This window comes from Methylomonas lenta (assembly GCF_001644015.1).
Taxonomy (GTDB): Bacteria; Pseudomonadota; Gammaproteobacteria; order Methylococcales; family Methylomonadaceae; genus Methylomonas; species Methylomonas lenta.
Genome location: NZ_LUUI01000079.1, coordinates 1 through 20,181, shown reverse-complemented (window position 1 = coordinate 20,181; position 20,181 = coordinate 1). Strand labels below are relative to the sequence as shown.

The following is a 20,181-nucleotide window of genomic DNA, read 5'->3' as shown; positions in this document are numbered from 1 at the left end:
GCAAGAACCCTGTGTAGGTGCGGATTTATCCGCACAGTGCGAATAAATTCGCACCCACAGCCGGCGAACTTGTTTCATGCGCATTCCTTAGCGATGCTGCTTGTGCAGCCATTGAGCTGCAACTATTAAGTATCATAGTGTTTTTCAATTTATCGCAGCCATTAGCAAGCGTTTTAAATGCTAGTGGTTTTGCGATAAATCATTTTTTGGGTTGATATTTTTTAATCTTGAATCCCGCCTGGTTTCCTGCTAAAAGCGGGAAAATTCAGTTTTTAAATTAACTTGTCTCAGAGCTCTTTCGCATTTGATATGCAACGTATTCGAGTATCAATCTAATGGTACAATGCACGGCTTTATGCCATGGCCCTTAGCACGGTTTTGGGCGCGATAAATCTATGTCAGGTTAGCTATGAGTAAACTGAAATGTGCCGTGATTGGTGCAGGATATTTGGGGAAATTTCATGCGGAAAAATATGCATCTTTAAAGGGATGTGAATTAGTCGCAGTAGTTGACATAAACCCTGAAGCGGCTGCGCAAGTAGCGCAATTGCATGGTGCGCAGGCCATGACGGATTATCAATCGTTATTGGGGCAGATCGACGCCGTCAGTATCGTGGTTCCCACCAGCTTGCATCATAAAGTAGCGTGTGATTTTCTGAATGCAGGCTGTCATGTTCTGGTCGAAAAACCCATTACCGTTACGATAGAAGAAGCTGATGAGCTGATTGCCATAGCTAAAGAAAAAAATGTGATTTTGCAAGTTGGGCATCTCGAGCGTTTCAATCCTGCTGTGCTTGGCTTGGAAGAGATGGAAGACAAGCCATTGTTTATCGAAGCGCACCGCTTGTCGCCGTTTAATCCACGCGCCAATGATGTGAGTGTGGTATTGGATTTGATGATCCATGATATCGATATTATTCTGGCACTGGTCGATTCTGAAGTAGTGCGGATTGATGCCAGCGGTACTGCGGTTTTGACTCAGGGCACCGATATTGCCAATGCCCGCATCACCTTCAAAAATGGCTGTGTAGCCAATGTCACGGCTAGCCGAATCAGCATGAAAATGGAACGCAAAATGCGCATGTTCCGGCCTTGTTCATATATTTCGGTGGATTTTCAAAACAGAGTGTTGATCAAACATCGGACGGGCGAAAAGGAAATGTTTCCCGGCATACCGGAAATCCTCACCGAGGAATCGGTATTTGAAAATGGCGATGCGCTGCTGGAAGAAATTAAGCATTTCGTACATTGCATCAATACCGGCGACAATCCGCGGGTGCCGGGTGAGGCAGGGCGTAGGGCGTTGGCGACCGCCATCGAAATTACTCATTTTTTAAAGCACGGATAAAGGGTAGAAATCTATGATCCCCATGGTTAATCTAAAAGCGCAATACTCTGAAATTCAAGACGAAATTCTTAGTGGCTTTACTGAAACATTAGACAACTGCGCATTTATCCTGGGGCCGAATGTGCAGGCCTTTGAAAAAGAAGCGGCTCATTATTTGGGAGTAAAGCATGCTATTGGTTGTGCATCCGGTACCGATGCGCTGCATTTGGCTTTGCGTGCTGTAGGTATTGGCCCCGGTGATGAAGTTATCACCAGTGCTTTTACCTTTATCGCGACCGCCGAAGCGATCAAATATGTAGGAGCAACACCGGTATTTGTTGATGTCGATCCCGGTACTTTCAATATTACGCCTGAAAATATATTGAAAGCCATCACCCCCAAAACCAAAGCGGTGATGCCGGTACATCTTTTCGGCCAGCCTGCAGATTTGTATGCCATTAAGGCAATTTGTGAAAAACATGATTTAAAACTGATTGAAGACTGCGCGCAATCATTTGGTGCCACAGTCAGCAGTCAACAAACCGGTAGCTTTGGGGATGCAGCAGGATTTAGTTTTTTCCCTAGCAAAAACCTGGGCTGTTTTGGTGATGGTGGTTTGGTGGTGACAAATTGCGATGATACCGCAGCCAAAATCAAGCAATACCGCAATCATGGTTCGGATGTGCGTTATTATCATGATGTGGTTGGTTACAATAGTCGGCTGGATGAATTACAAGCGGTAGTTTTGCGCGCGAAGTTAAAACGCATCGATCAATATAATTCCGCTCGCCGACATGCTGCACATTTGTATTCCGAGTTGATGGCCGATTTACCGCTGACCACACCCTATGAAGATGGAGTTGGTGTGCATGTCTATCATCAATACACCTTGTTATGCGATCGACGCGATGAGGTGATGAAAGCCTTGCAGGATAAGCAAATTGGCTGCGCTGTTTATTATCCAGTGCCTTTACATCAGCAGAATGTATTCAAAGATGAATGTGAAGGATTGTCACTACCTGTCACCGAATCAATCGCCGCGCACTGTTTCTCGCTACCAATTTGCGCAAATTTAAGCGATGAAACCGTTAAGCAGATCGTCAGCGTTATTCGCACGGCTCTATCTGACTGATGATTCAACTTCGTAGGTTGAGCTAAGCATCACGCAGTTCAACATCCAATACAGCATGTCTAATCCATCGTATACCGTGTTATTCAGCGCCGGCGAATCCTCCGGCGATCAACATGCTGCGCATATGTTCCAGGAGTTGCAAAAACAATCGCCTGCTTTGCGTGGTATCGGTATGGGCGGCAATAAAATGCGGCAGGTTGGGATTGATATTCGGTTTGATTCTTCCGGAATTGGCGTGATTGGGCTGGTCGAAATTCTTAAGCATTACACTGAGATTCGACGCGCGCTTAAATTAATGAAGCACATAGTCGCCAGCGAAAAACCGGATTTATTGGTCTGCGTGGATTATAAGGAATTTAACCTAAAACTGGCGCAGTTTGCCAAGCGGCACGGCGTAAAAGTATTATTTTACGTCAGTCCGCAAGTTTGGGCTTGGCGACCGGGGCGAGTAGTGACGTACGGCAAAGCCATCGACATGATGGCGGTTATCTTTCCGTTTGAAACCGCTTATTATGAAGCTGAAAATGTACCTGTACGCTATGTAGGGCATCCTTCGGTTGACAAAGTGCACCCCATACACAGCAAACAAGACGACATGGAGATGTTTGGTCTAGATGCCTCCCGCCCTGTCATTGGCGTTATGCCGGGCAGTCGCGCCAATGAAATAAAGCGCATGTTGCCGGTCATGTTGGATGCGGTTAAAACTTTGGCTAAGCGCCAAGCGGATTTGCAATTTGTGTTGCCGCAGGCCGATTCCATCAGCGACGAAGTTTTACAAGAACATTTACAGGGTTTTCCTATACCGATTAAACTCATCAAACAGCAAGCCTACGATGCCATTCAATGTTGTGATGCTGTTATGACGACATCCGGCACAGCTTCTCTAGAAATTGCCTTGCTGCAAGTGCCGATGGTGATTGCCTATCGTCTGTCGCCTTTGAGTTATTGGCTGGGCAAGCAACTGGTAAAAATTCCATTTATTGGTTTGCCTAATATCATTGCCGGTAAATCTATCGCAAAGGAATTGATTCAAGATGCGCTGACTGCTCAGAATTTAGCGGATGAACTTGAGCGTTTACTAAGCGATGCAGGCTATCGCCATAGAGCTTTGCTTGAATTGCAGCGGGTGAAAGTCTTGTTAGGGGCGGGCGGCGGCTCTAAAAACATGGCCGATTTGGCATTGGAAATGTTGAAACAGAGTTGAGCCCGATGTATTTACCAGCGATCCATGGCGCATTTTTCTAGTAGCTACTTTTTGTTATTTCTTTGGCAAGTGGCTTACATTATCAGTGCTATTAGTGCATGAATTTACCAAAATCGAGTTATGACCACCACGAATACTGAAAAAACTATTTCCCCTGATCAGCAGCCGCCCAAAATGCCGGGCGCCTTGCCGCTTTTAGGGCATATGCTGGAATTTGGTAAAAATCCTTTTGATTACATGATGAGGCTTAGAAATACATTGGGCGAAATCGGTGAATTCCGCATGTTTCATCAGAAAATGGTGCTGATGACCGGCCCTGAAGCGAATGAAGCGTTTTTTCGTGCCCCAGACGCTCAGCTCGATCAAAGCCAGGCGTATAAAATTATGACGCCTATTTTTGGCAAGGGCGTGGTTTTTGATGCGCCGCCGCATAAAAAAGACCAGCAGCTTAAAATGCTGATGCCGGTGTTACGCGATAAGCCAATGCGGGGTTATGCCCAGGTCATCGTTCAGGAAGTTGAAGAGATGATCGCTAACTGGGGTGATACCGGCGAAATAGATTTGCTGGAATTCATGAAGGAACTCACCATTTACACCTCCAGCCATTGCCTGTTGGGTGATGAATTTCGGTATGAACTGAATGAAGAATTCGCCAAAATTTACCATGATCTTGAAAAAGGCGTAAATCCTCTGGCTTTTGTGTTTCCGTATTTGCCCTTACCCGTTTTTCGTCGTCGTGATAAAGCGCGCGCCAGATTGCAAGAATTAGTCACCGGCATCATTGCCAAAAGAGCGCAGAAAACAGAAAAAAGCGAGGATGCATTTCAATTGCTCATCGATGCTACATACGATGATGGCAGCAGCTTATCTGCGCATGAGATAACCGGCATGTTAATCGGTACCATTTTTGCCGGGCACCATACAACGGCAGGCACAGCGGCCTGGACATTGCTTGAATTGGCGCGTCGGCCTGAAAATATGGCTCAGGTATTGGATGAGCTGGATACACACTTTGGTGTCGATGGTGAAGTGACTTTTCAATCTTTACGTGAAATTCCAGTGTTGGAAAGTGTAATTAAAGAAGTGTTGCGCCTGCATCCACCTTTGATATTTTTGATTCGTAAAGTGATGCAGGATTTTCACTTTAAAGACTATACCGTTAAAGCTGGCAAATACGTATGCGCATCGCCTAGGGTTTCGCATCGTATCGCTGAGGTTTTTCCTGATCCGGAAAAGTTTGATCCGGATCGCTATTCTGATGCGCGGCAGGAAGATGCCAAGCCATATAGCTGGATTGCTTTTGGTGGCGGTAAACATAAATGCAGTGGCAATGCGTTTGCCATGTTGCAACTAAAGGCTATTTTCAGTATTTTGCTGCGCCGATATACGTTTGAATTGATTAACGAAAAAGATAGCTATCAGGACGATTTTACCCAAATGGTGGTGCAGCCTTTGTCGCCGTGCCGTGTGCGCTATGTAAAACGTAAAAATATCAACGAGCAGGCTGCTGAGTCAATAGCACAGCCTGATGGTCAAGAAAGCAGGCAAGCTGATTATGGATTTACAATACAAATAGACAAAGAACTTTGCCAGGGTCATGCCACTTGCATGACGGAAGCGCCTGAGCTTTTTCAGGTTGACGACGCCGGGAATTTAACTGTTTTACAAGAGCAACCACAGCTTGATTTGCTGTTCAAAGCTCAACAAGCTGAAAAGTATTGCCCAACTAAAGCCATTAAAATTAAACTCAACTGAACGTACTAAAAGAGACAGAGAATGACCGCATATCCCCGAGCAGAACTTGAAGAAATGGTTGAGCGTTGGTTGCAGGCAAATCGTGACGCTGAAAAGGAAGGTAATTGGCCCAAATTTTTAGGTGCGATGTATACCGATGATGCAGAGTATCGCTGGAATATTGGCCCTAATGAAGAGTTCGTAGCCCGCAGTCGCAAACAGATAGAAGAATGGGCTTTAGGGGTGCAAATGGAAGGCTTTGAAGAATGGCGTTATCCGTATCACCGTATCTTGATTGATGAAAAACAAGGTGAAGTCATAGGTTTGTGGCGACAGGTATCGCCTGCGCTACGTGAAGATGGTACGCATTATGAAGTGGCGGGCATAGGCGGCTCCTGGTTTCGCTATGGTGGCAATTTCAAATGGGAATGGCAGCGGGATTTTTTTGATTTAGGTAATGTTAAGGCCTTGTTTTTTGAATTGGCCGCCGACGGCAAGCTCGATCCTGCCGTGAAAAAGAAAATTGGTAAATTAGCCAAAGGTCAGCTGTTGCCTGGTCATGAGCGTTTACGCAAGCAGCCTGGCTTATGGCAAAAACTGAAAGGTTTACTGGCCATGGTTCGTATTGCTTTGTTTAATCAATAAACGATATTTATAACCGCCATTTTTCAAACAATGGTATATGTCGCTTAATCTAGCAAAAGTCGCCTCAGAAGAATCTATGCTGAATGTAAAACCTAGTTGGAAAAATTGGCAACTACTCACCGAGAAGGGACGGCATATTTGGGCATGCAAACCCGGCTCAAACCCTATCGATGAGCATTTGCAAAATGTCGAAAACATTACAGCTGAGGAAATAGCACAGTTTTCTACAGACTTTCGGTTTGATAAATCCAGCAATCCTAATTCCGCCGATAAGGTTTTTAGACACGCGGCCATTAACGCCAATTTCAAACCATATTCTGGGCAAATGCCGCAGGCAGAAAATCCGGAACAGCAAGCAGTCATCGATGCTCTGATCAAAGGCATCAACTATTTTTCTTGTCTGCAAAATGACGATGGGCATTGGCCGGGTGATTATGGCGGCCCGCTATTTCTCTTGCCTGGTTTGCTGATAGCCGCTTATATTTCAGATACGCCGTTTCCCAAGCCGCATCAAGAAATGATGAAGATTTATTTATTCAATCATCAAAATAAAGATGGCGGCTGGGGTATGCATATTGAAGGCGAGTCGACCATGTTTGGCACTGTCATGCAATATGTCTCGTTGCGGATTCTGGGGGTCGATAAAAGTCATCAGCAATTGGTAAAAGCCAGGGCGTGGATCAAAAGTCATGGCGGTGCAACCGGTATTCCATCTTGGGGAAAGTTTTATCTAGCTATTTTGAATTTATTTGACTGGGAAGGTTTTAACAGCCTGTTTCCCGAAATGTGGTTGTTCCCAAAATGGTTGCCGGTACATCCCTGGCGTTATTGGTGTCATAGTCGCATGGTTTATTTGCCTATGGCCTATTGTTATGCACAGCGCATTCAAATGCCGGAAAATGAGTTGATATTGTCGTTGCGTGAGGAAATTTTTAACGAAGATTTTGCCGCTATTGACTGGCCGAAACAGCGTAATGCCTTATGCGAAAAAGATGCTTACACCAAGTTGTCGCCAGTGCTTAAGTGGATGAATTTATTCACTAATAATTACGAAAAGTTTAAATGTAACTGGCTTAGAAAAAAAGCTACTGATTATATTTTAAAATATCTGCAAGCCGAGGATGAGCAAACCAACTACATCAATATCGGGCCGGTCAATCAGGTTATCAACTCTATTAGTATTTGGCATGCCTATGGTAAAAATTCTAAGCAATTTAAACAGCATGTAGCGCGTTGGTACGATTATTTATGGGTTGCTGAAGATGGCATGAAAATGAAGGGCTATAACGGCTCGCAGCTCTGGGATACTGCTTTTGCAACCCGGGCGATATTGGAAAGTGAGGTGGGTAAGCTATTTCCTGCAACTATCGCAAAAAGCTATCAGTTCATCGACTTGTCGCAAATTAAAGCCGAACATGCTACGCATGCCGAATTTTTTCGTCATCCCATGATAGGTAGTTGGCCTTTTTCTACGACTGAAAATGGCTGGCCGGTTGCGGACTGCACGGCAGAAGGTTTGAGTGCAACCTTAGCGGTGCATCATTCTGGTTTGGTAAAGCCGGTGATAGATGAGCCGCGTATTAAACAAGCTGTTGACATTATTCTTTCTTATCAAAATACTGATGGAGGCTGGCCGACGTATGAATTGAAACGTGCGCCGAAATGGCTGGAAAAACTCAATCCATCTGAAGTGTTTGCCGATATAATGGTCGACTATTCATGGACCGAGTGCACGGCGGCTTGTGTGATTTCTTTGCTGGAAATTCAGGAAATCTTTCCTGGCTATAAAGCCAGTGAAATACGCAAAGCCATTACCTCAGGTATTGGTTTTATTCTTAAGCAACAAAAACCTGATGGCTCCTGGTATGGTGGCTGGGCGGTCTGTTTTACTTATGCCACCTGGTTTGGCGTAGAAGCTATCTGCAAGGCCAAAGCTAAGGCTTATGTTGACGATGCAATTTTAACGGATAGCTTAAACAAAGCTTGCGCATTTTTAGTGGCCAAACAAAAAGTTGATGGCGGCTGGGGAGAGACTTTTGAATCGTGTTCTAAGCAGGTTTATAGCGAGGCAGTCACCTCTCAAGTGGTTAATACTGCCTGGGCTTTGCTTGCATTAATGTCGGCGGATTTTGCCGATAAAAAGATTATCGAGTCGGGCGTAAAACTATTGCTGAACAGACAAACCGATATTGGCGATTGGCCCCAGGAAAATATTTCTGGTGTTTTTAATTATAACTGCATGATTACCTATGCTAATTATAGGAATATATTTCCTATATGGGCATTAAGTCGGTATTGTAATCAGTATGTTTAGTAATTAGTGTTTAGAGATGATAAAAGAATCAATGCAATTTAATGCGTGTGTGTTAAGTAATTCAATATGAAAGAAGAGTTCGATATTTGTATTATCGGCGCAGGCATGGCGGGTGCTACCATCAGCGCTTATCTCGCACCCAAAGGCATTAAGATTGCTTTGATCGATCATTGCTATAAAGAAAAAAAGCGAATTGTCGGTGAATTGTTGCAACCCGGTGCGGTGTTGTCGCTTGAGCAAATGGGACTCAGTCATTTGTTAGATGGTTTTGAGGCGCAAACTGTCAAAGGTTATGCTTTGCTGCAGGGTAACGAAAAAACTACTATTCCTTACCCCTCTCAGCATGAAGGCATTGGCTTGCATAATGGTCGTTTTTTGCAGCAAATAAGAGCCTCCGCTCTGGAAAATTCATCAGTTACGCAAATACATGGCAAAGCATTGCAGCTATTGGAAAATGAAAGAAATGAAATTATTGGTGTAAGTTATCGGGAATCGATTACCTCTCAGATTAAGTCCATTTATGCACCCTTAACTATTACTAGTGATGGCTTTTTTTCCAATTTTAGAGCGCATCTCAGTAATAATCAAAAAACAGTAACGTCTTATTTTATCGGCTTGATATTAAAAGATTGTGAAATGCCTTTTCCAAAGCATGGGCATGTGTTTTTATCTGGGCCCACACCGTTTATTTGTTATCCAATTTCCGACAATGAAGTCAGGCTTTTAATTGATTTTCCTGGCGAACAACTGCCTAGAAAGAATCTGCTGCAAGAGCATTTGGATACCAATGTAACCCCTTATATTCCCGAATGTATGCGTAGCAGTTATGCACAAGCCATACAAGAGGGCGGGTTTAAGGTGATGCCTAATCATTACATGGCGGCAAAACCCATAGTACGAAAGGGTGCGGTCATGTTGGGTGATGCTTTGAATATGCGTCACCCTTTGACCGGCGGCGGTTTGACAGCTGTGTTTTCGGATATTCAGATATTAAGTGCGCATTTATTGGCTATGCCTGATTTCAAGAATACCGATTTGATTCACGAAAAAATCGAGGCCTATTACCGTGACAGAAAGCGGGCAAACGCCAATCTCAATATACTTGCCAATGCGCTGTACGCAGTGATGTCTAATGATTTACTTAAAACGGCTGTATTTAAATACCTACAGTGTGGTGGGGCTAACGCGCAAGAGTCGATTGCTGTTTTGGCCGGTTTGAACAGGAAGCATTTCTCATTGATAAAACAATTCTGTTTTTTGGCGGTGTTCGGTGCCTGTAATTTACTACAGCAAAGCATTTCGAATATACCTAAGGCCTTAAAGCTCCTGAAAGATGCATTTGTTATTATTAAGCCATTGATAAAAAATGAACTTTCGTAATTGAGATTTTTATCTTGCTTTCCAGATTAACGATTTATGATTGCAATTGCGGATTAATCAATCAATGAATTGATTCGTGTTATTTAAGAATATTACGATAAGCCAAGACCTGACATTCCTTACATAAGCCAGCTGCCTCCTTACGTCAACATGATTCATTATTGGCGAAAATTGATTAATAGAATCTGCTTCCTATGAAAATCGCCCAACGCACCGCTAAATTCGCCGAATTCTTTGCCCGAAACCCTTGGTGGGTGTTGGGCGGCGCTCTGATATTGTCGATTCTGGCAGGTTGGGCGACGGCGCAACTCCCTGTTTACACTTCACGTCTGGCGCTGCTGCCGCAGAATACGGCGGTGGCGAAGCGATTCAACGACTTCTTGAATAATTTCGGCGCTGCATCGGATCTGATGGTGGTTCTGGAGGGTGCGCAGTCTAGTGAATTAGAGGCTTTTGCCGACAACTTGGCCGCTAAGCTGCGATCAGAACCCGAAATCGACCAGGCAACCTCTCACCTAGACATGAGGTTTTTCCTGCAGCATGCCTATTTGCTAATGCCGCCCGAAGGTCTGGACAAGTTGGCGGCGATGGCGGAACAGCCCATTCCGGACGGCGGCGGACTAGAAAAATATCTGAGCAAAGTCTTGGATTGGAGTAAAAACCACCCACCACTAGGTGGGATGGACACTGATCTGCAAACTGTCGAAGCGGGCTTGAATTTGGGGGCATTTTTCCTGGAAGAATGGCAGCGCTGGCTGTCCGCAGAAAACGTGCCATCCAACTTGGACTGGAATCGGCTGCTGGTCAAAAACGGTGCGGGTAGCATGGCCGATGGTTACTTTACTTCGCACGACGGACGCATGCTGTTTTTGTTCGTTCACCCGAAGAACACTTCCGGGAATTTCGAGGAACTTGGCCCTTTTGTCGATAAAGTCAAACAGGTATCAGCTGCGTTGGCCGAACAAGCCAAAACGGCCGGACAAACGCCACCCACTATAGGTCTGACCGGCTTGCCAGCTGTCGAGTATGAGGAATACGTTAATATCCGCAAGGATATCGCGCTGGTGTCATTCACCTCAGCTGGCCTGGTTATCGCCTTAATCCTGCTGGTGGTGCGTAGTTTTCGCTGGGCCGTGCTGATTTTTATCCCTATCGGGCTGGGGGTCGTGTTTAGTTTGGGCCTGACTCTGTTCATGGTCGGCCACCTAACGATCATCACCGCTGCCTTTATCGCTATCCTGTTCGGTTTGGGGGCGGACTACAGTATCTTTACCTCGTCGCGTATTACCGAAGAACGACAGGCAGGTAAACCCTTGGTGGAAGCCATTGGTGCCGGCATCGGCTCATCTTTTAAAGCAGTGCTTACTGCGGGTGGAGCCGCGCTGCTGATCTTCAGTGCCTTGCTCACGGTTGATTTCCCCGGGTTTTCAGAGCTAGGTATGATAGCGGCCACAGGCGTGCTGATGACCTTGGTCAGCACCTGGATAGTTCAGCCTGCACTCTACGCTTTGTTACCGCCCAAGCTGAAAGACATTCCGCCAACGGCTATTATTCCCACCTCTCTCCCTCCGGTAGGGAGAGGGCGGTTTCCCATGCCTGTCGCGGTAGTTATCGTGACATTGGCTATCGGCGGTGCCATTTTCGGTGGCGTGAAAGGCCTCAACATCCCTTTCGACTACGACTTGTTGGGGATGTTGCCCAAGGATTCTCAGGCGGCCTATTATCAACGCCGGATGGTGGCTGAGAGTGATTTCCAGGCCGAAGTCATCATTTTCACCGCCAAGAATATGGCCGAGGCTAGGCGAATCTCCCGCGAGGCGGACCAGCTGAAGACGATTGCCCAAGTGCAATCGCTGACCAACTTGTTTCCCGAGGATGCCGACACACGCCTCCACAAAGCTTTGAGTATTGGTGAATTGTTTTCTCGAACAGATTATGTAAAGCAGGTTGCCGAGCTTGACGCGGCGGGTATATCTGCAACATCATTCAAGTTGTTGCGAGCGCTACTTGAAAACAGTACTGCTATCATTGATGACGCCCAGGAGCAGGCATTCTCAGCAGGTCATTCCAATTTAGTCGAAAGATTGGAGCATGTACGCGAACAACTGTTAGCCATTTCTACTAGGCTCGAGACTGATGGTGAACAAGGCCGACTGCGGAGCGAAAGTTTCTTACGTGCCTTGCTGGCTGCAGCAAATAACGGACTGAATGTCATTAATGCCTGGCGTCATGCACAAACGCTTGCTCCTGAACAATTGCCGCCAGCATTGCATGATCGATTCTTTGGCGCAGACGGTAGCGTCGCGGTCTATGCCTTCCCGGCAAAAACCGTATATGACGCTGTTAACTTGGATGCCTTGATAAATGACGTGTATAGCGTTTCGCCGGCAGCGACTGGTTTTCCGACCACGCATCAAGTGTTTTCCAAGACCGTGGTTGAAGGCTTTTCTCACGGCACGCAGTTGGCCCTGGTGCTTTGCCTGTTTTGGATCATGGCGGTAACGCGTAGCGTGCGTGGTTTCGCTTTGGCAGCGCTGCCCTTGCTGATTGGCGGCGGCTGGATGCTGGGTTTGATGGCTGTGAGCGGCGTTCGCTACAATTTCGCCAACATCGTTGCCTTGCCGCTAGTGATTGCGTTGGCAGTGGACTACGGGGTGTGGTTTAGTTATCGCTGGAGCGACTTGAAAGACCGCACGCCCTTTCAAGTCAGTCTGGCAGTCGGCAAAGCAATTGGTTTGGCCGCAGGTACCACATTGGCAGGTTTGGGTGCCATCACCTTAGCCAGTTACCGGGGCTTGTCCTCACTGGGCATAAGTATCACCATTGGACTGATTTGTTGTTTGATCGCAACGCTCTTAGTGGCACCGGCCATCGGACAGTTATTTGATTTGAAGAGAAAACCTTAATGCGAAAATCCTATCTGATTATGCTTGCTAGTTTATTGGCTCCCTTTTCTGTAAGCGCCGCCCCGGATGCCGAAATGATCGTGGTTTGTTACCCCGGTGGATCCGTCAATGCCAAAGAGGCCAATGGGGCGATGAGTTCCATGTTGAGGGTTGTGGAGCGGGTCGGTCAGTGGCAGGAAAATAGCTTTAACAGTGTGTTTCTGACTAAATCAGATGATTGCAAGAAGCAGATAGCCGACAATAACCCTAAGTTTGCCATTACCTCTTTGGGATTGTATTTGGAGTTACGAAATCAGCACAAATTAGTGCCGATAGTTCAGCCCAAAATCAATGGCCAAACTAGTGAACATTATCGGGTAATGGTTCAGAAAGATAAGTTCAAGAGCCTGGATGAACTGAAAGGCAAAACGCTGGGGGGTACGGTTTTGGAAGAACCTGCCTTCGTCGGTAAAATTGTGTTTGCCGGGAAATACGATCCGGCCAGTTTTTTCGATCTAAAGCCGTCCAATCAAGCCATACGTGCGTTACGATCTTTGAATAAAGGCGAGTTGGATGCCGTTATATTGAACGAGCAACAATTTGGCGGACTGGGTTCACTACAGATGGATACCTCGCTGGAAGCTATCTTTACTTCCGAGGAAATTCCGCTGATGGGGGTGGTGGCCAATAGTGGCTCTACATCGGTGGAAGAGCGCGCTCGTTTTGGCAAGGCACTAGAAGCCATGTGTACCGACGCCGAGGGTAAAAAACTTTGCGAATTGTTTGGGGTGGAGTCCTTCAATTCAGTGGACGCTAGCTTGTTTGAACCCATGGTTAAACTGTGGGCGAATGGACAATAATAGTTTGCATAGCATACGATTTATCCCTGGGGTCGCAATGCTGTTATTCCTGGCCGGCTGCAGTGGAATCCCGCACCCCGCTATCCAGACTGAGCTGGAGGCTTGCCCCCAGCAAACTGCTGTAGCGATAGCTGCTGAACAAAACCAACTTAGCTTTTTGACCGCTAGTCATACATTGGTTTGTGCAATAAATACGCTACAAAAGTCTCATGATTTAGCTATTCAGCGCACAGCACTTGGCAGTCGCTTATGTCTAACTCTGGCAGAGCGTGAACCTAACCAGGATAAGCGGGAAAAATTCGCTGCAGAAGGCGTGAAATTTGCCGAAATCGCGTTGGAGCAAGGCGGGCAGGGCGATGGTGCGGTGCATTACTATCTGGCGGCCAACCTTGGTTTGAAGGTACGTGATCATATTGTACTGGCTATGGGCAGTCTTGACCGCCTGGAAAATGAGATGAAGCAGGCAGTAGCCTTGAGTCCGGATATTGATGATGGCGGCCCGCTACGCCTTTTAGGCGCGCTGTATCTGAAAGCACCGGCTTGGCCCAAAGGTATCGGTGATCTTGACAAGGCGCTGGAGTTGCTTAAACAGGCTGTCGATCAGTATCCTAACCACCCACTTAACCACCTGTTTTATGCTCAGGCCCTTTGGGAAGAAGGCGATCAGACTAGTCTAAGTCAGGCAAAAGCCGAATTTGTCCTAGGTGAAAAGTTGTTGGCAGAGGGTGATTGGGGTTATAACAAACAGCCCTGGGGCACAGAATTCAACGAGTTTGCGCAGGAGCATGCAGAGATTGCTTCGCCCATTAAGTAAAGATAGTTATTATTCACGGTACCTATCGATTCAGCTGATCTGATCTTATGCCTTCAGTTCTATGGCATGAGTGAAAACTTCTCTAAAGAGAACAGACAGTGCACAAAGGCTAAATCCCTTTAAGTAATTCAATACCATGGAAAAATCAATCTCAAAAGTGCCTATAGACACAGCTGATAACAATATAGAGAAAAATGCCTTGGCGCATTTTTCTGCCGGCCGTTATAAAGATGCTGCCGAATTGTATAAGTACTTGTTGAAACGCGAGGACAATTCTTTTCATCGGCAGCAGTTGGCGCAATGTTATTTACAAAGAGCATTCGGCATGTCGGCCAAAGGGATGCCGAAAGAGGCCGGCGTGTTATGGGAAAATTACGCAGAGTGGGCCGAGCCCCCACTGATCGCTCTGGATGCTTATATCCTTTGGCAATTATCGGCTAAAAACACGCAAAAAGCTTATGCCGGACTGGCGCAATTGACGGCAAAACAATTGGATGAAGAGTATCCAGAGCTAGCCGTTACTTTGGGCTTTTTGCTGATCTGCGGGGCTACTGAGCTTGCTGCGCATATACCAGCAGATTCGGCTTTGTTGGTACATTGGGCAGTAGTGCAGGAAGCGCTGTTGGTTTATCAAAAAAATCAAAACAACGATTGCGAGCTGGCCTTGCAAAAATTGCCGTTTCGTTCGGCGTTTCGTGATTTTAGAAGCTTGCTGAAAGCGCAGTTGATCAGCAGTAGTTCAGTCGAACAAGCGCAAGCAATATTAGGTAAAATCCCAGTAAGTTCACCTTATCGATGCTTGGCGGATGCAGTGCTGGCGACTATGCAGCAAGGTGCAGATTTTGTGCATACTGTGCTCAGCCTCGATAGCGGTTTACGACGCAATGTAGAACGTGCAAAAGGGTTGAGTAAATCGCAGATTGAGTTTTTGCAGGCTCTACAAAAACTACAAGATCAACCGAGTGCTAAAGCCCAATTTTTGTGTGTGCTAAAGCATAAATCAATGTTTGGCAATGATGCGGCCCAAGCCTATTGTCTGGGCATACTGGTCGATTATCCAGCCGGACTCAAGGATTATCTAAAACAGTTTGCTGCAAAAGGCAGTATCGAAGAGCACAGGATTCAAGCCCTGTTGTACGAACAAGCCGAGAACATTTACGAAGCAGGCTTTTGCTGGTGGCGTTGTATCGATTTATTGGAACTACAGCGGCCGGAAAACGATAAAAAAATCGCTCTGATTTTAAGGCGCATGGCAGCCAGAGTATCGTTGGAAGAATCAATTGAATTAATCATCGATAGTTTGAATTACGACAGCGACGATAGAGACAGCTATCTAAAAATATTGAATTATTACCAGCAAACTCAAGCCAACCCTAGCGAATATCAAGCCTGGTTGGAAACAAGTTTGCAAAATTTTCCGGCTGATATTGATTTTCTGGCACGTGCAGCCAAATCGGCCACTGACAAAAAAGCCTTTAAAAAAGCCACTGGCTATGCAGCCAAATTATTGAAAATAGACCCCGTCAACTCTTTGGCCAAGCAGTTGTTATTTGCTAGTCATATGTCGCATGCACGGCGGTTGATCAAAACCGAAAAATTTCATTTGGTGGCTAAAGAAATTCAAGCAGCCGAACAATTAATGCTGGAGAAAACCCTACGTTACCAAGCCGAATTATTACGGGGCTTTTATATCTGGGTGGCGGAAGATAAACTGCTGGGGATGCAGCAGATTGTTGCTGCAGTAGAAAAACTCAACCAAGATCCGGTTAATGCCCAGTTTCAGATCAGCATGGAAACGGCTTTATTGGAGCTGCCGTCAGCCTCTTTTATGCGTGCCTTGCCAGCCAGCAAAGAACATCTGTTGTCTCCTGCACAATTGACGCGCTTGATGACGCTGATCAAGCAGTATGCCGAACAAGTCCCGGATAGTGCGCTGATATGCCAAGCCCTGGATAAAATCAAGCTGCCCATTAAAAAATCGATTCAGCAACAGGATTTTAGCGAAGACTTGCTGTTAGCCTGGTGTCAGTTAATGGCGGATAGTCGGAATTTTGAATTATTAAGGCATTGTGCAAAACCCGCCCAAGCTAAATGGCAAAAGCCAATTTGGATGTACTTCCGTGTCTTTGCCGAAAGTAATGGTGATGCCAATAACCTGAATATGACCTCCGTATTTAATTTGCAATTTGCCCAGAATTCAGCCCTACAGGATGCCGATCAAAAAACGGCATTTTTAATTGGCCGATTCCTTGAGAGCACCCTAGATCATCAAAATCCATTTAATGAAGATTTTCTAGGCGAAGATTTCCCGCTGGACGAATTCTCATACGATGTCTTCGATGAATTATTTGCCCATGTGCCTGAAAAACAGATGCATAAAATTGGTTTGAAAGTTCAAGATATCCTGATGGATACCGACCCCGATAAGTTCATCAATGATATGGTTCGTCAATACAGCAAAAAAATCGAGTCTAAAAGACTGCTGGCACTGTTCAATAATCCGGTATTTATGTCAGCGGTGGCCTGTGTCAAGGCGGCGGAATTACTGAAAATTGATATAAGTATCAGTGTTGAAGATATTGTCTATCGTTTTGAAAACGATACCCCGCAGACATCATTGCCATTCTTTTAATGGGCTTATCCCTATGACATCACCCTATCAAACACTTGGTGTAAGCGAGCAGGCCACCGATGCCGACATTAAGCAGGCTTATCTGCAACGGGTTAAAGAAAGCCCGCCCGATCGAGATCAGCAACGCTTTCAGCTGATTCAACAAGCTTTTGAAACCATCAAAGACCAAGACAGTCGTCTGCGCTATGGCTTATTTCAATTGCCGGAAGCCGATTTTGATGTTTTGTTGGATCAGGCCTTCAGGCAAACCAGCGCATTTAAGCCCTTGTCTGCGGACCAGTTCTGTCAGCTTTTAAAGGCAGTGCCTGTTGAAAAAGTATTGGAAAGCATCTTAGCAAGCAAGTCATCATGAACACCGAAACCTCAAAAAACGAACTACTCTCATCTTTAGAACAGTATTTACAGCAAACAGATTTTGCGCATTTATCGGCGCTTGAGCAACCGGATCTGACGGTCTTATTTACTGACTTGGCCGGCTTAAAAAGCGAAGTCAAAGCCGAATCGCGGCAGTTCAAATCCACGCTGGACAGCTTGAATGAAGCGATGGAAATGCTCAAAATCGATAATCAAGCTCTGCATGAGCAATTGACCGCGGCCGGTGATCGTCTGCAACAACAGCGGCGGGAACTGGAGCGCACGGTGTTGCTGGATATCGTTGATATTTACGACCGTTTGAGCGAAGGTTATCAGATGATGCAAAACTATAAGCCGGTGAATGCCTTGTTCAGTCATTCGAAAAAACAGGATGTTCGTTTCATTGAGGGATTTGGCAAAGGGCAGGAGATTACTCTAAAACGTCTTGAGCAATTATTACAGCGCCGGCGGGTTTATCCTATCGATTGTGTTGGCAAACCCTTCGATACCCGTACCATGACGACACTGGATATAGGTCAAAACTCCAAGCTGGAAAACGGCATCGTGCTGGAAGAATTGCGCAAAGGTTTTCTATTCGAAGATCAAGTACTGCGTTTGGCCGAAGTCAAAGTCAACAAACTCTAAAATTAAACAAACATTTTATGAACGAAATTATTATCGGTATCGACCTGGGCACCACTAACTCGGAAGTGGCGATTGTAGAGAACGGCAAAGTGCATGTCATTACAGACGCTGGCAATAAATTATTGCCTTCCTTTGTTGGTATCGATGATAACGGCAAAATTCTGGTCGGCGAAACTGCACGTAACCAATATTTGATTTATCCCGAACGCACCATCAAATCCATTAAGCGCTTAATGGGCCAGGATACTCAGGTGCTAATGGCTGACAAGCATTACACGCCACAGGAAGTTTCGGCCATTATTCTCAAACGGTTGAAGGCGATAGCAGAGAATTATGTCGGCCGGTCGATTAGCAAAGCTGTGATTACCGTACCGGCGTATTTTTCCGATGCCCAGCGCCAAGCTACACACGAAGCCGGTCAAATTGCCGGACTTGAAGTCGTGCGCATGATTAACGAGCCGACCGCTGCGGCTTTGGTGTACGGCAGCGGCCAGCACGAATCCAAACGCATGCTGGTGTACGATTTGGGTGGTGGTACCTTCGACGTGTCGGTGGTCAATGTGCAGGCCGGGGTGGTGGAAGTGTTGTCCAGTCATGGCGACAATCATTTGGGTGGCGACGATTTCGACCAACAAATCATCAATCATATCCAAGCGCATATCCAAGCACAGCATGGCATTGATGTTGCCGAACATAGCAAAGCGATGGCCCGCATCACCCGGGCAGCGGAAAATGCCAAGCTGGTGTTGTCCGACGCGCCTTTCGCACAAATCGAAGAAGAATATCTATTGGAGCAGGACGGCGCCCCCATCCATCTTACGCTGGAATTATCCCGTTTGCTGTATGAGGACATGATCGAAGACTATATCAATGCCACCATGGATGCCGTGCACATTGCCCTCAAAGGTGCCAAACTCATCGCGTCCGATATCGATGAAATCATCCTGGTCGGCGGTTCCACCCGCACACCATGCGTGCGGGAAAGGCTGTTCGATGAATTTGGTTTCGAGCCGCACAGTGAAGTCGATCCCGATTTATGTGTCGCCATGGGTGCCGCTACGCAAGCGGCCATGATCAACGGCCAGAATGTTGATACGGTATTAGTCGATGTCACACCTTATACCTATGGTACCAGCGCAATGGGCTATCTGGATGGTGCACCTTACCCATTCCAGTTTATTCCGATTATTCATAAAAACAGCGTATTGCCGACCCGAAAATCTGAGGCCTTTATGACTTTTCAGGATGGGCAAAGAGTAGTAGACGTGACGGTTTACCAAGGCGAGGACCCGGATGCGCTGAACAATATCGAAATCGGCAAGTTTATAGTTGAAGATTTGCAGGACGTACCTGCCGGTAACATTATTACTCTGACACTGGATCTGGATTTGAACGGCATGTTGCATGTGTCGGCCCGCGAAAAAGCCACCGGATTGGAGAAATCAATCACCATCAACAACGTGATTTCCGGTTTTCAAGAAGAGGAATTGGCAGATGCCAAACAGCGTATTAATGGCTTGTTTGACCAACAGAGTAGCGATGAAAACGACGCCAAGCCGGAAAGCGCCACCGTTGCCCAGGCCAGGAAGCTGATCAAAAAAGCTGAATCACTGTTCGACACTGCCTCCGCAGAAGACAAAGAAGACATGGTCGATTTAATTGAAACCATTACCGACTTTTTAGATTCCAGCGATGAAAACGCTTTGCAGGATTTGGTTAGCCGCTTGAATGACATCATTTATTATCTCGAGTCCTGATGCAGCGTTGCCCGTGTTGCCATGCGCGACTTAAGTCGGAACCGATTTGTCCGCGTTGCGGGGCAGAGTTAAGTCGTGTCTTATGCTGTGAGCAGCTGGCTCAAGTCTGGTTGAGCTTGGCGCTACAAACTCTGAGTGCCGGCCAAGCCGAGATTGCTGTTGCCGCAGTCAAACGCTCTTTGAGCTATCAGCAAACTCAAGCAGCGCGGCTGTTTCGGGATTTTTTGATTCATCAGCAATATCAAGTGCTCTATGGAAAAATTGAGCAAAAACAATGGTCAGATGCCCGGCAAACTGTTGCTTGCTTGCGAAGCTTGCTGGCTGACAATGAATCATTGCAGCGTTTTCTTGGCTTGATTGAACATTTGGCGCTTAACCGTGATGAGCAGTAAAAATAAGTCCTTAGGAATATGCATGGAATATATATGCAAGAATCCTGTGTAGGTGCGGATTTATCCGCACAATGCGAATAAATTCGCACCCACAGCCAACGAACTT

At 46.2% G+C, this 20,181-nt stretch carries 15 protein-coding genes; all 15 read left to right on the top strand.

The genetic code is table 11. The features are described 5' to 3' along the window. The first annotated feature begins 409 nt into the window (after window positions 1-409). The 15 genes from A1359_RS05765 (at window position 410) to A1359_RS05695 (ending at window position 20,075) form a co-directional block, all read left to right on the top strand. Window positions 410-1,348, top strand: a complete 939-nt coding sequence (locus A1359_RS05765) for a Gfo/Idh/MocA family protein (RefSeq protein ID WP_066979365.1) — start codon at window positions 410-412, stop codon at window positions 1,346-1,348. Between the two features lie 13 nt (window positions 1,349-1,361). After that, the gene (locus tag A1359_RS05760) at window positions 1,362-2,459 is read left to right on the top strand and encodes a DegT/DnrJ/EryC1/StrS family aminotransferase (protein WP_066979361.1); all 1,098 of its coding nucleotides are present in this window, start codon (window positions 1,362-1,364) and stop codon (window positions 2,457-2,459) included. 55 nt (window positions 2,460-2,514) lie between these two features. After that, window positions 2,515-3,663: a lipid-A-disaccharide synthase gene (lpxB, locus tag A1359_RS05755; RefSeq protein ID WP_066979358.1), complete on the top strand. Its 1,149-nt coding sequence runs from the start codon at window positions 2,515-2,517 to the stop codon at window positions 3,661-3,663. Between the two features lie 120 nt (window positions 3,664-3,783). Then, window positions 3,784-5,418, top strand: coding sequence for a cytochrome P450 (locus A1359_RS05750; RefSeq protein WP_066979343.1), 1,635 nt, complete (start codon window positions 3,784-3,786; stop codon window positions 5,416-5,418). Between the two features lie 21 nt (window positions 5,419-5,439). Continuing rightward, window positions 5,440-6,042 carry a nuclear transport factor 2 family protein gene (locus A1359_RS05745; RefSeq protein WP_066979342.1) on the top strand — a complete coding sequence of 201 codons (603 nt, stop codon included), beginning with the start codon at window positions 5,440-5,442 and terminating at the stop codon, window positions 6,040-6,042. A 37-nt stretch (window positions 6,043-6,079) separates the two neighbouring features. Then, window positions 6,080-8,356 carry a terpene cyclase/mutase family protein gene (locus A1359_RS05740; protein ID WP_232322131.1) on the top strand — a complete coding sequence of 759 codons (2,277 nt, stop codon included), beginning with the start codon at window positions 6,080-6,082 and terminating at the stop codon, window positions 8,354-8,356. A 66-nt stretch (window positions 8,357-8,422) separates the two neighbouring features. Then, the gene (locus A1359_RS05735; RefSeq protein WP_066979340.1) at window positions 8,423-9,736 is read left to right on the top strand and encodes an FAD-dependent monooxygenase; all 1,314 of its coding nucleotides are present in this window, start codon (window positions 8,423-8,425) and stop codon (window positions 9,734-9,736) included. Between the two features lie 194 nt (window positions 9,737-9,930). After that, window positions 9,931-12,642, top strand: coding sequence for a sterol transporter cytoplasmic membrane protein BstA (gene bstA / locus A1359_RS05730; RefSeq protein ID WP_066979339.1), 2,712 nt, complete (start codon window positions 9,931-9,933; stop codon window positions 12,640-12,642). After that, entirely contained in the window at window positions 12,642-13,481 is an 840-nt protein-coding gene (bstB, locus tag A1359_RS05725; protein ID WP_066979336.1) for a sterol transporter periplasmic substrate-binding protein BstB, read from the top strand. Before bstA ends, bstB begins: the two co-directional genes overlap by 1 nt. Further along, complete coding sequence (bstC, locus tag A1359_RS05720) at window positions 13,471-14,295, top strand: sterol transporter outer membrane protein BstC (protein WP_232322130.1); 825 nt, start codon at window positions 13,471-13,473, stop codon at window positions 14,293-14,295. The genes bstB and bstC overlap by 11 nt, the downstream gene beginning before the upstream one ends. 136 nt (window positions 14,296-14,431) lie before the next feature. Continuing rightward, window positions 14,432-16,927: a hypothetical protein gene (locus A1359_RS05715; protein ID WP_066979334.1), complete on the top strand. Its 2,496-nt coding sequence runs from the start codon at window positions 14,432-14,434 to the stop codon at window positions 16,925-16,927. 13 nt (window positions 16,928-16,940) lie between these two features. Then, the gene (locus A1359_RS05710; protein ID WP_066979331.1) at window positions 16,941-17,279 is read left to right on the top strand and encodes a J domain-containing protein; all 339 of its coding nucleotides are present in this window, start codon (window positions 16,941-16,943) and stop codon (window positions 17,277-17,279) included. Further along, window positions 17,276-17,926, top strand: coding sequence for a nucleotide exchange factor GrpE (locus tag A1359_RS05705; protein ID WP_066979328.1), 651 nt, complete (start codon window positions 17,276-17,278; stop codon window positions 17,924-17,926). The genes A1359_RS05710 and A1359_RS05705 overlap by 4 nt, the downstream gene beginning before the upstream one ends. Window positions 17,927-17,943: 17 nt before the next feature. Further along, complete coding sequence (locus A1359_RS05700; RefSeq protein WP_066979326.1) at window positions 17,944-19,683, top strand: Hsp70 family protein; 1,740 nt, start codon at window positions 17,944-17,946, stop codon at window positions 19,681-19,683. Beyond that, window positions 19,683-20,075, top strand: coding sequence for a hypothetical protein (locus A1359_RS05695; RefSeq protein ID WP_066979324.1), 393 nt, complete (start codon window positions 19,683-19,685; stop codon window positions 20,073-20,075). Before A1359_RS05700 ends, A1359_RS05695 begins: the two co-directional genes overlap by 1 nt. Window positions 20,076-20,181: the final 106 nt, after the last annotated feature.

Excerpts from the sequence above, each read along its gene's own strand:
- A1359_RS05745 (WP_066979342.1), top strand. The coding sequence starts at position 5,440 with ATGACCGCATATCCCCGAGCAGAACTTGAAGAAATGGTTGAGCGTTGG.
- A1359_RS05705 (WP_066979328.1), top strand. The coding sequence starts at position 17,276 with ATGAACACCGAAACCTCAAAAAACGAACTACTCTCATCTTTAGAACAG.
- lpxB (WP_066979358.1), top strand. The coding sequence starts at position 2,515 with ATGTCTAATCCATCGTATACCGTGTTATTCAGCGCCGGCGAATCCTCC.
- bstC (WP_232322130.1), top strand. The coding sequence starts at position 13,471 with ATGGACAATAATAGTTTGCATAGCATACGATTTATCCCTGGGGTCGCA.
- A1359_RS05765 (WP_066979365.1), top strand. The coding sequence starts at position 410 with ATGAGTAAACTGAAATGTGCCGTGATTGGTGCAGGATATTTGGGGAAA.
- A1359_RS05740 (WP_232322131.1), top strand. The coding sequence starts at position 6,080 with ATGTCGCTTAATCTAGCAAAAGTCGCCTCAGAAGAATCTATGCTGAAT.
- A1359_RS05735 (WP_066979340.1), top strand. The coding sequence starts at position 8,423 with ATGAAAGAAGAGTTCGATATTTGTATTATCGGCGCAGGCATGGCGGGT.
- bstB (WP_066979336.1), top strand. The coding sequence starts at position 12,642 with ATGCGAAAATCCTATCTGATTATGCTTGCTAGTTTATTGGCTCCCTTT.
- bstA (WP_066979339.1), top strand. The coding sequence starts at position 9,931 with ATGAAAATCGCCCAACGCACCGCTAAATTCGCCGAATTCTTTGCCCGA.
- A1359_RS05715 (WP_066979334.1), top strand. The coding sequence starts at position 14,432 with ATGGAAAAATCAATCTCAAAAGTGCCTATAGACACAGCTGATAACAAT.
- A1359_RS05695 (WP_066979324.1), top strand. The coding sequence starts at position 19,683 with ATGCAGCGTTGCCCGTGTTGCCATGCGCGACTTAAGTCGGAACCGATT.
- A1359_RS05700 (WP_066979326.1), top strand. The coding sequence starts at position 17,944 with ATGAACGAAATTATTATCGGTATCGACCTGGGCACCACTAACTCGGAA.
- A1359_RS05760 (WP_066979361.1), top strand. The coding sequence starts at position 1,362 with ATGATCCCCATGGTTAATCTAAAAGCGCAATACTCTGAAATTCAAGAC.
- A1359_RS05710 (WP_066979331.1), top strand. The coding sequence starts at position 16,941 with ATGACATCACCCTATCAAACACTTGGTGTAAGCGAGCAGGCCACCGAT.
- A1359_RS05750 (WP_066979343.1), top strand. The coding sequence starts at position 3,784 with ATGACCACCACGAATACTGAAAAAACTATTTCCCCTGATCAGCAGCCG.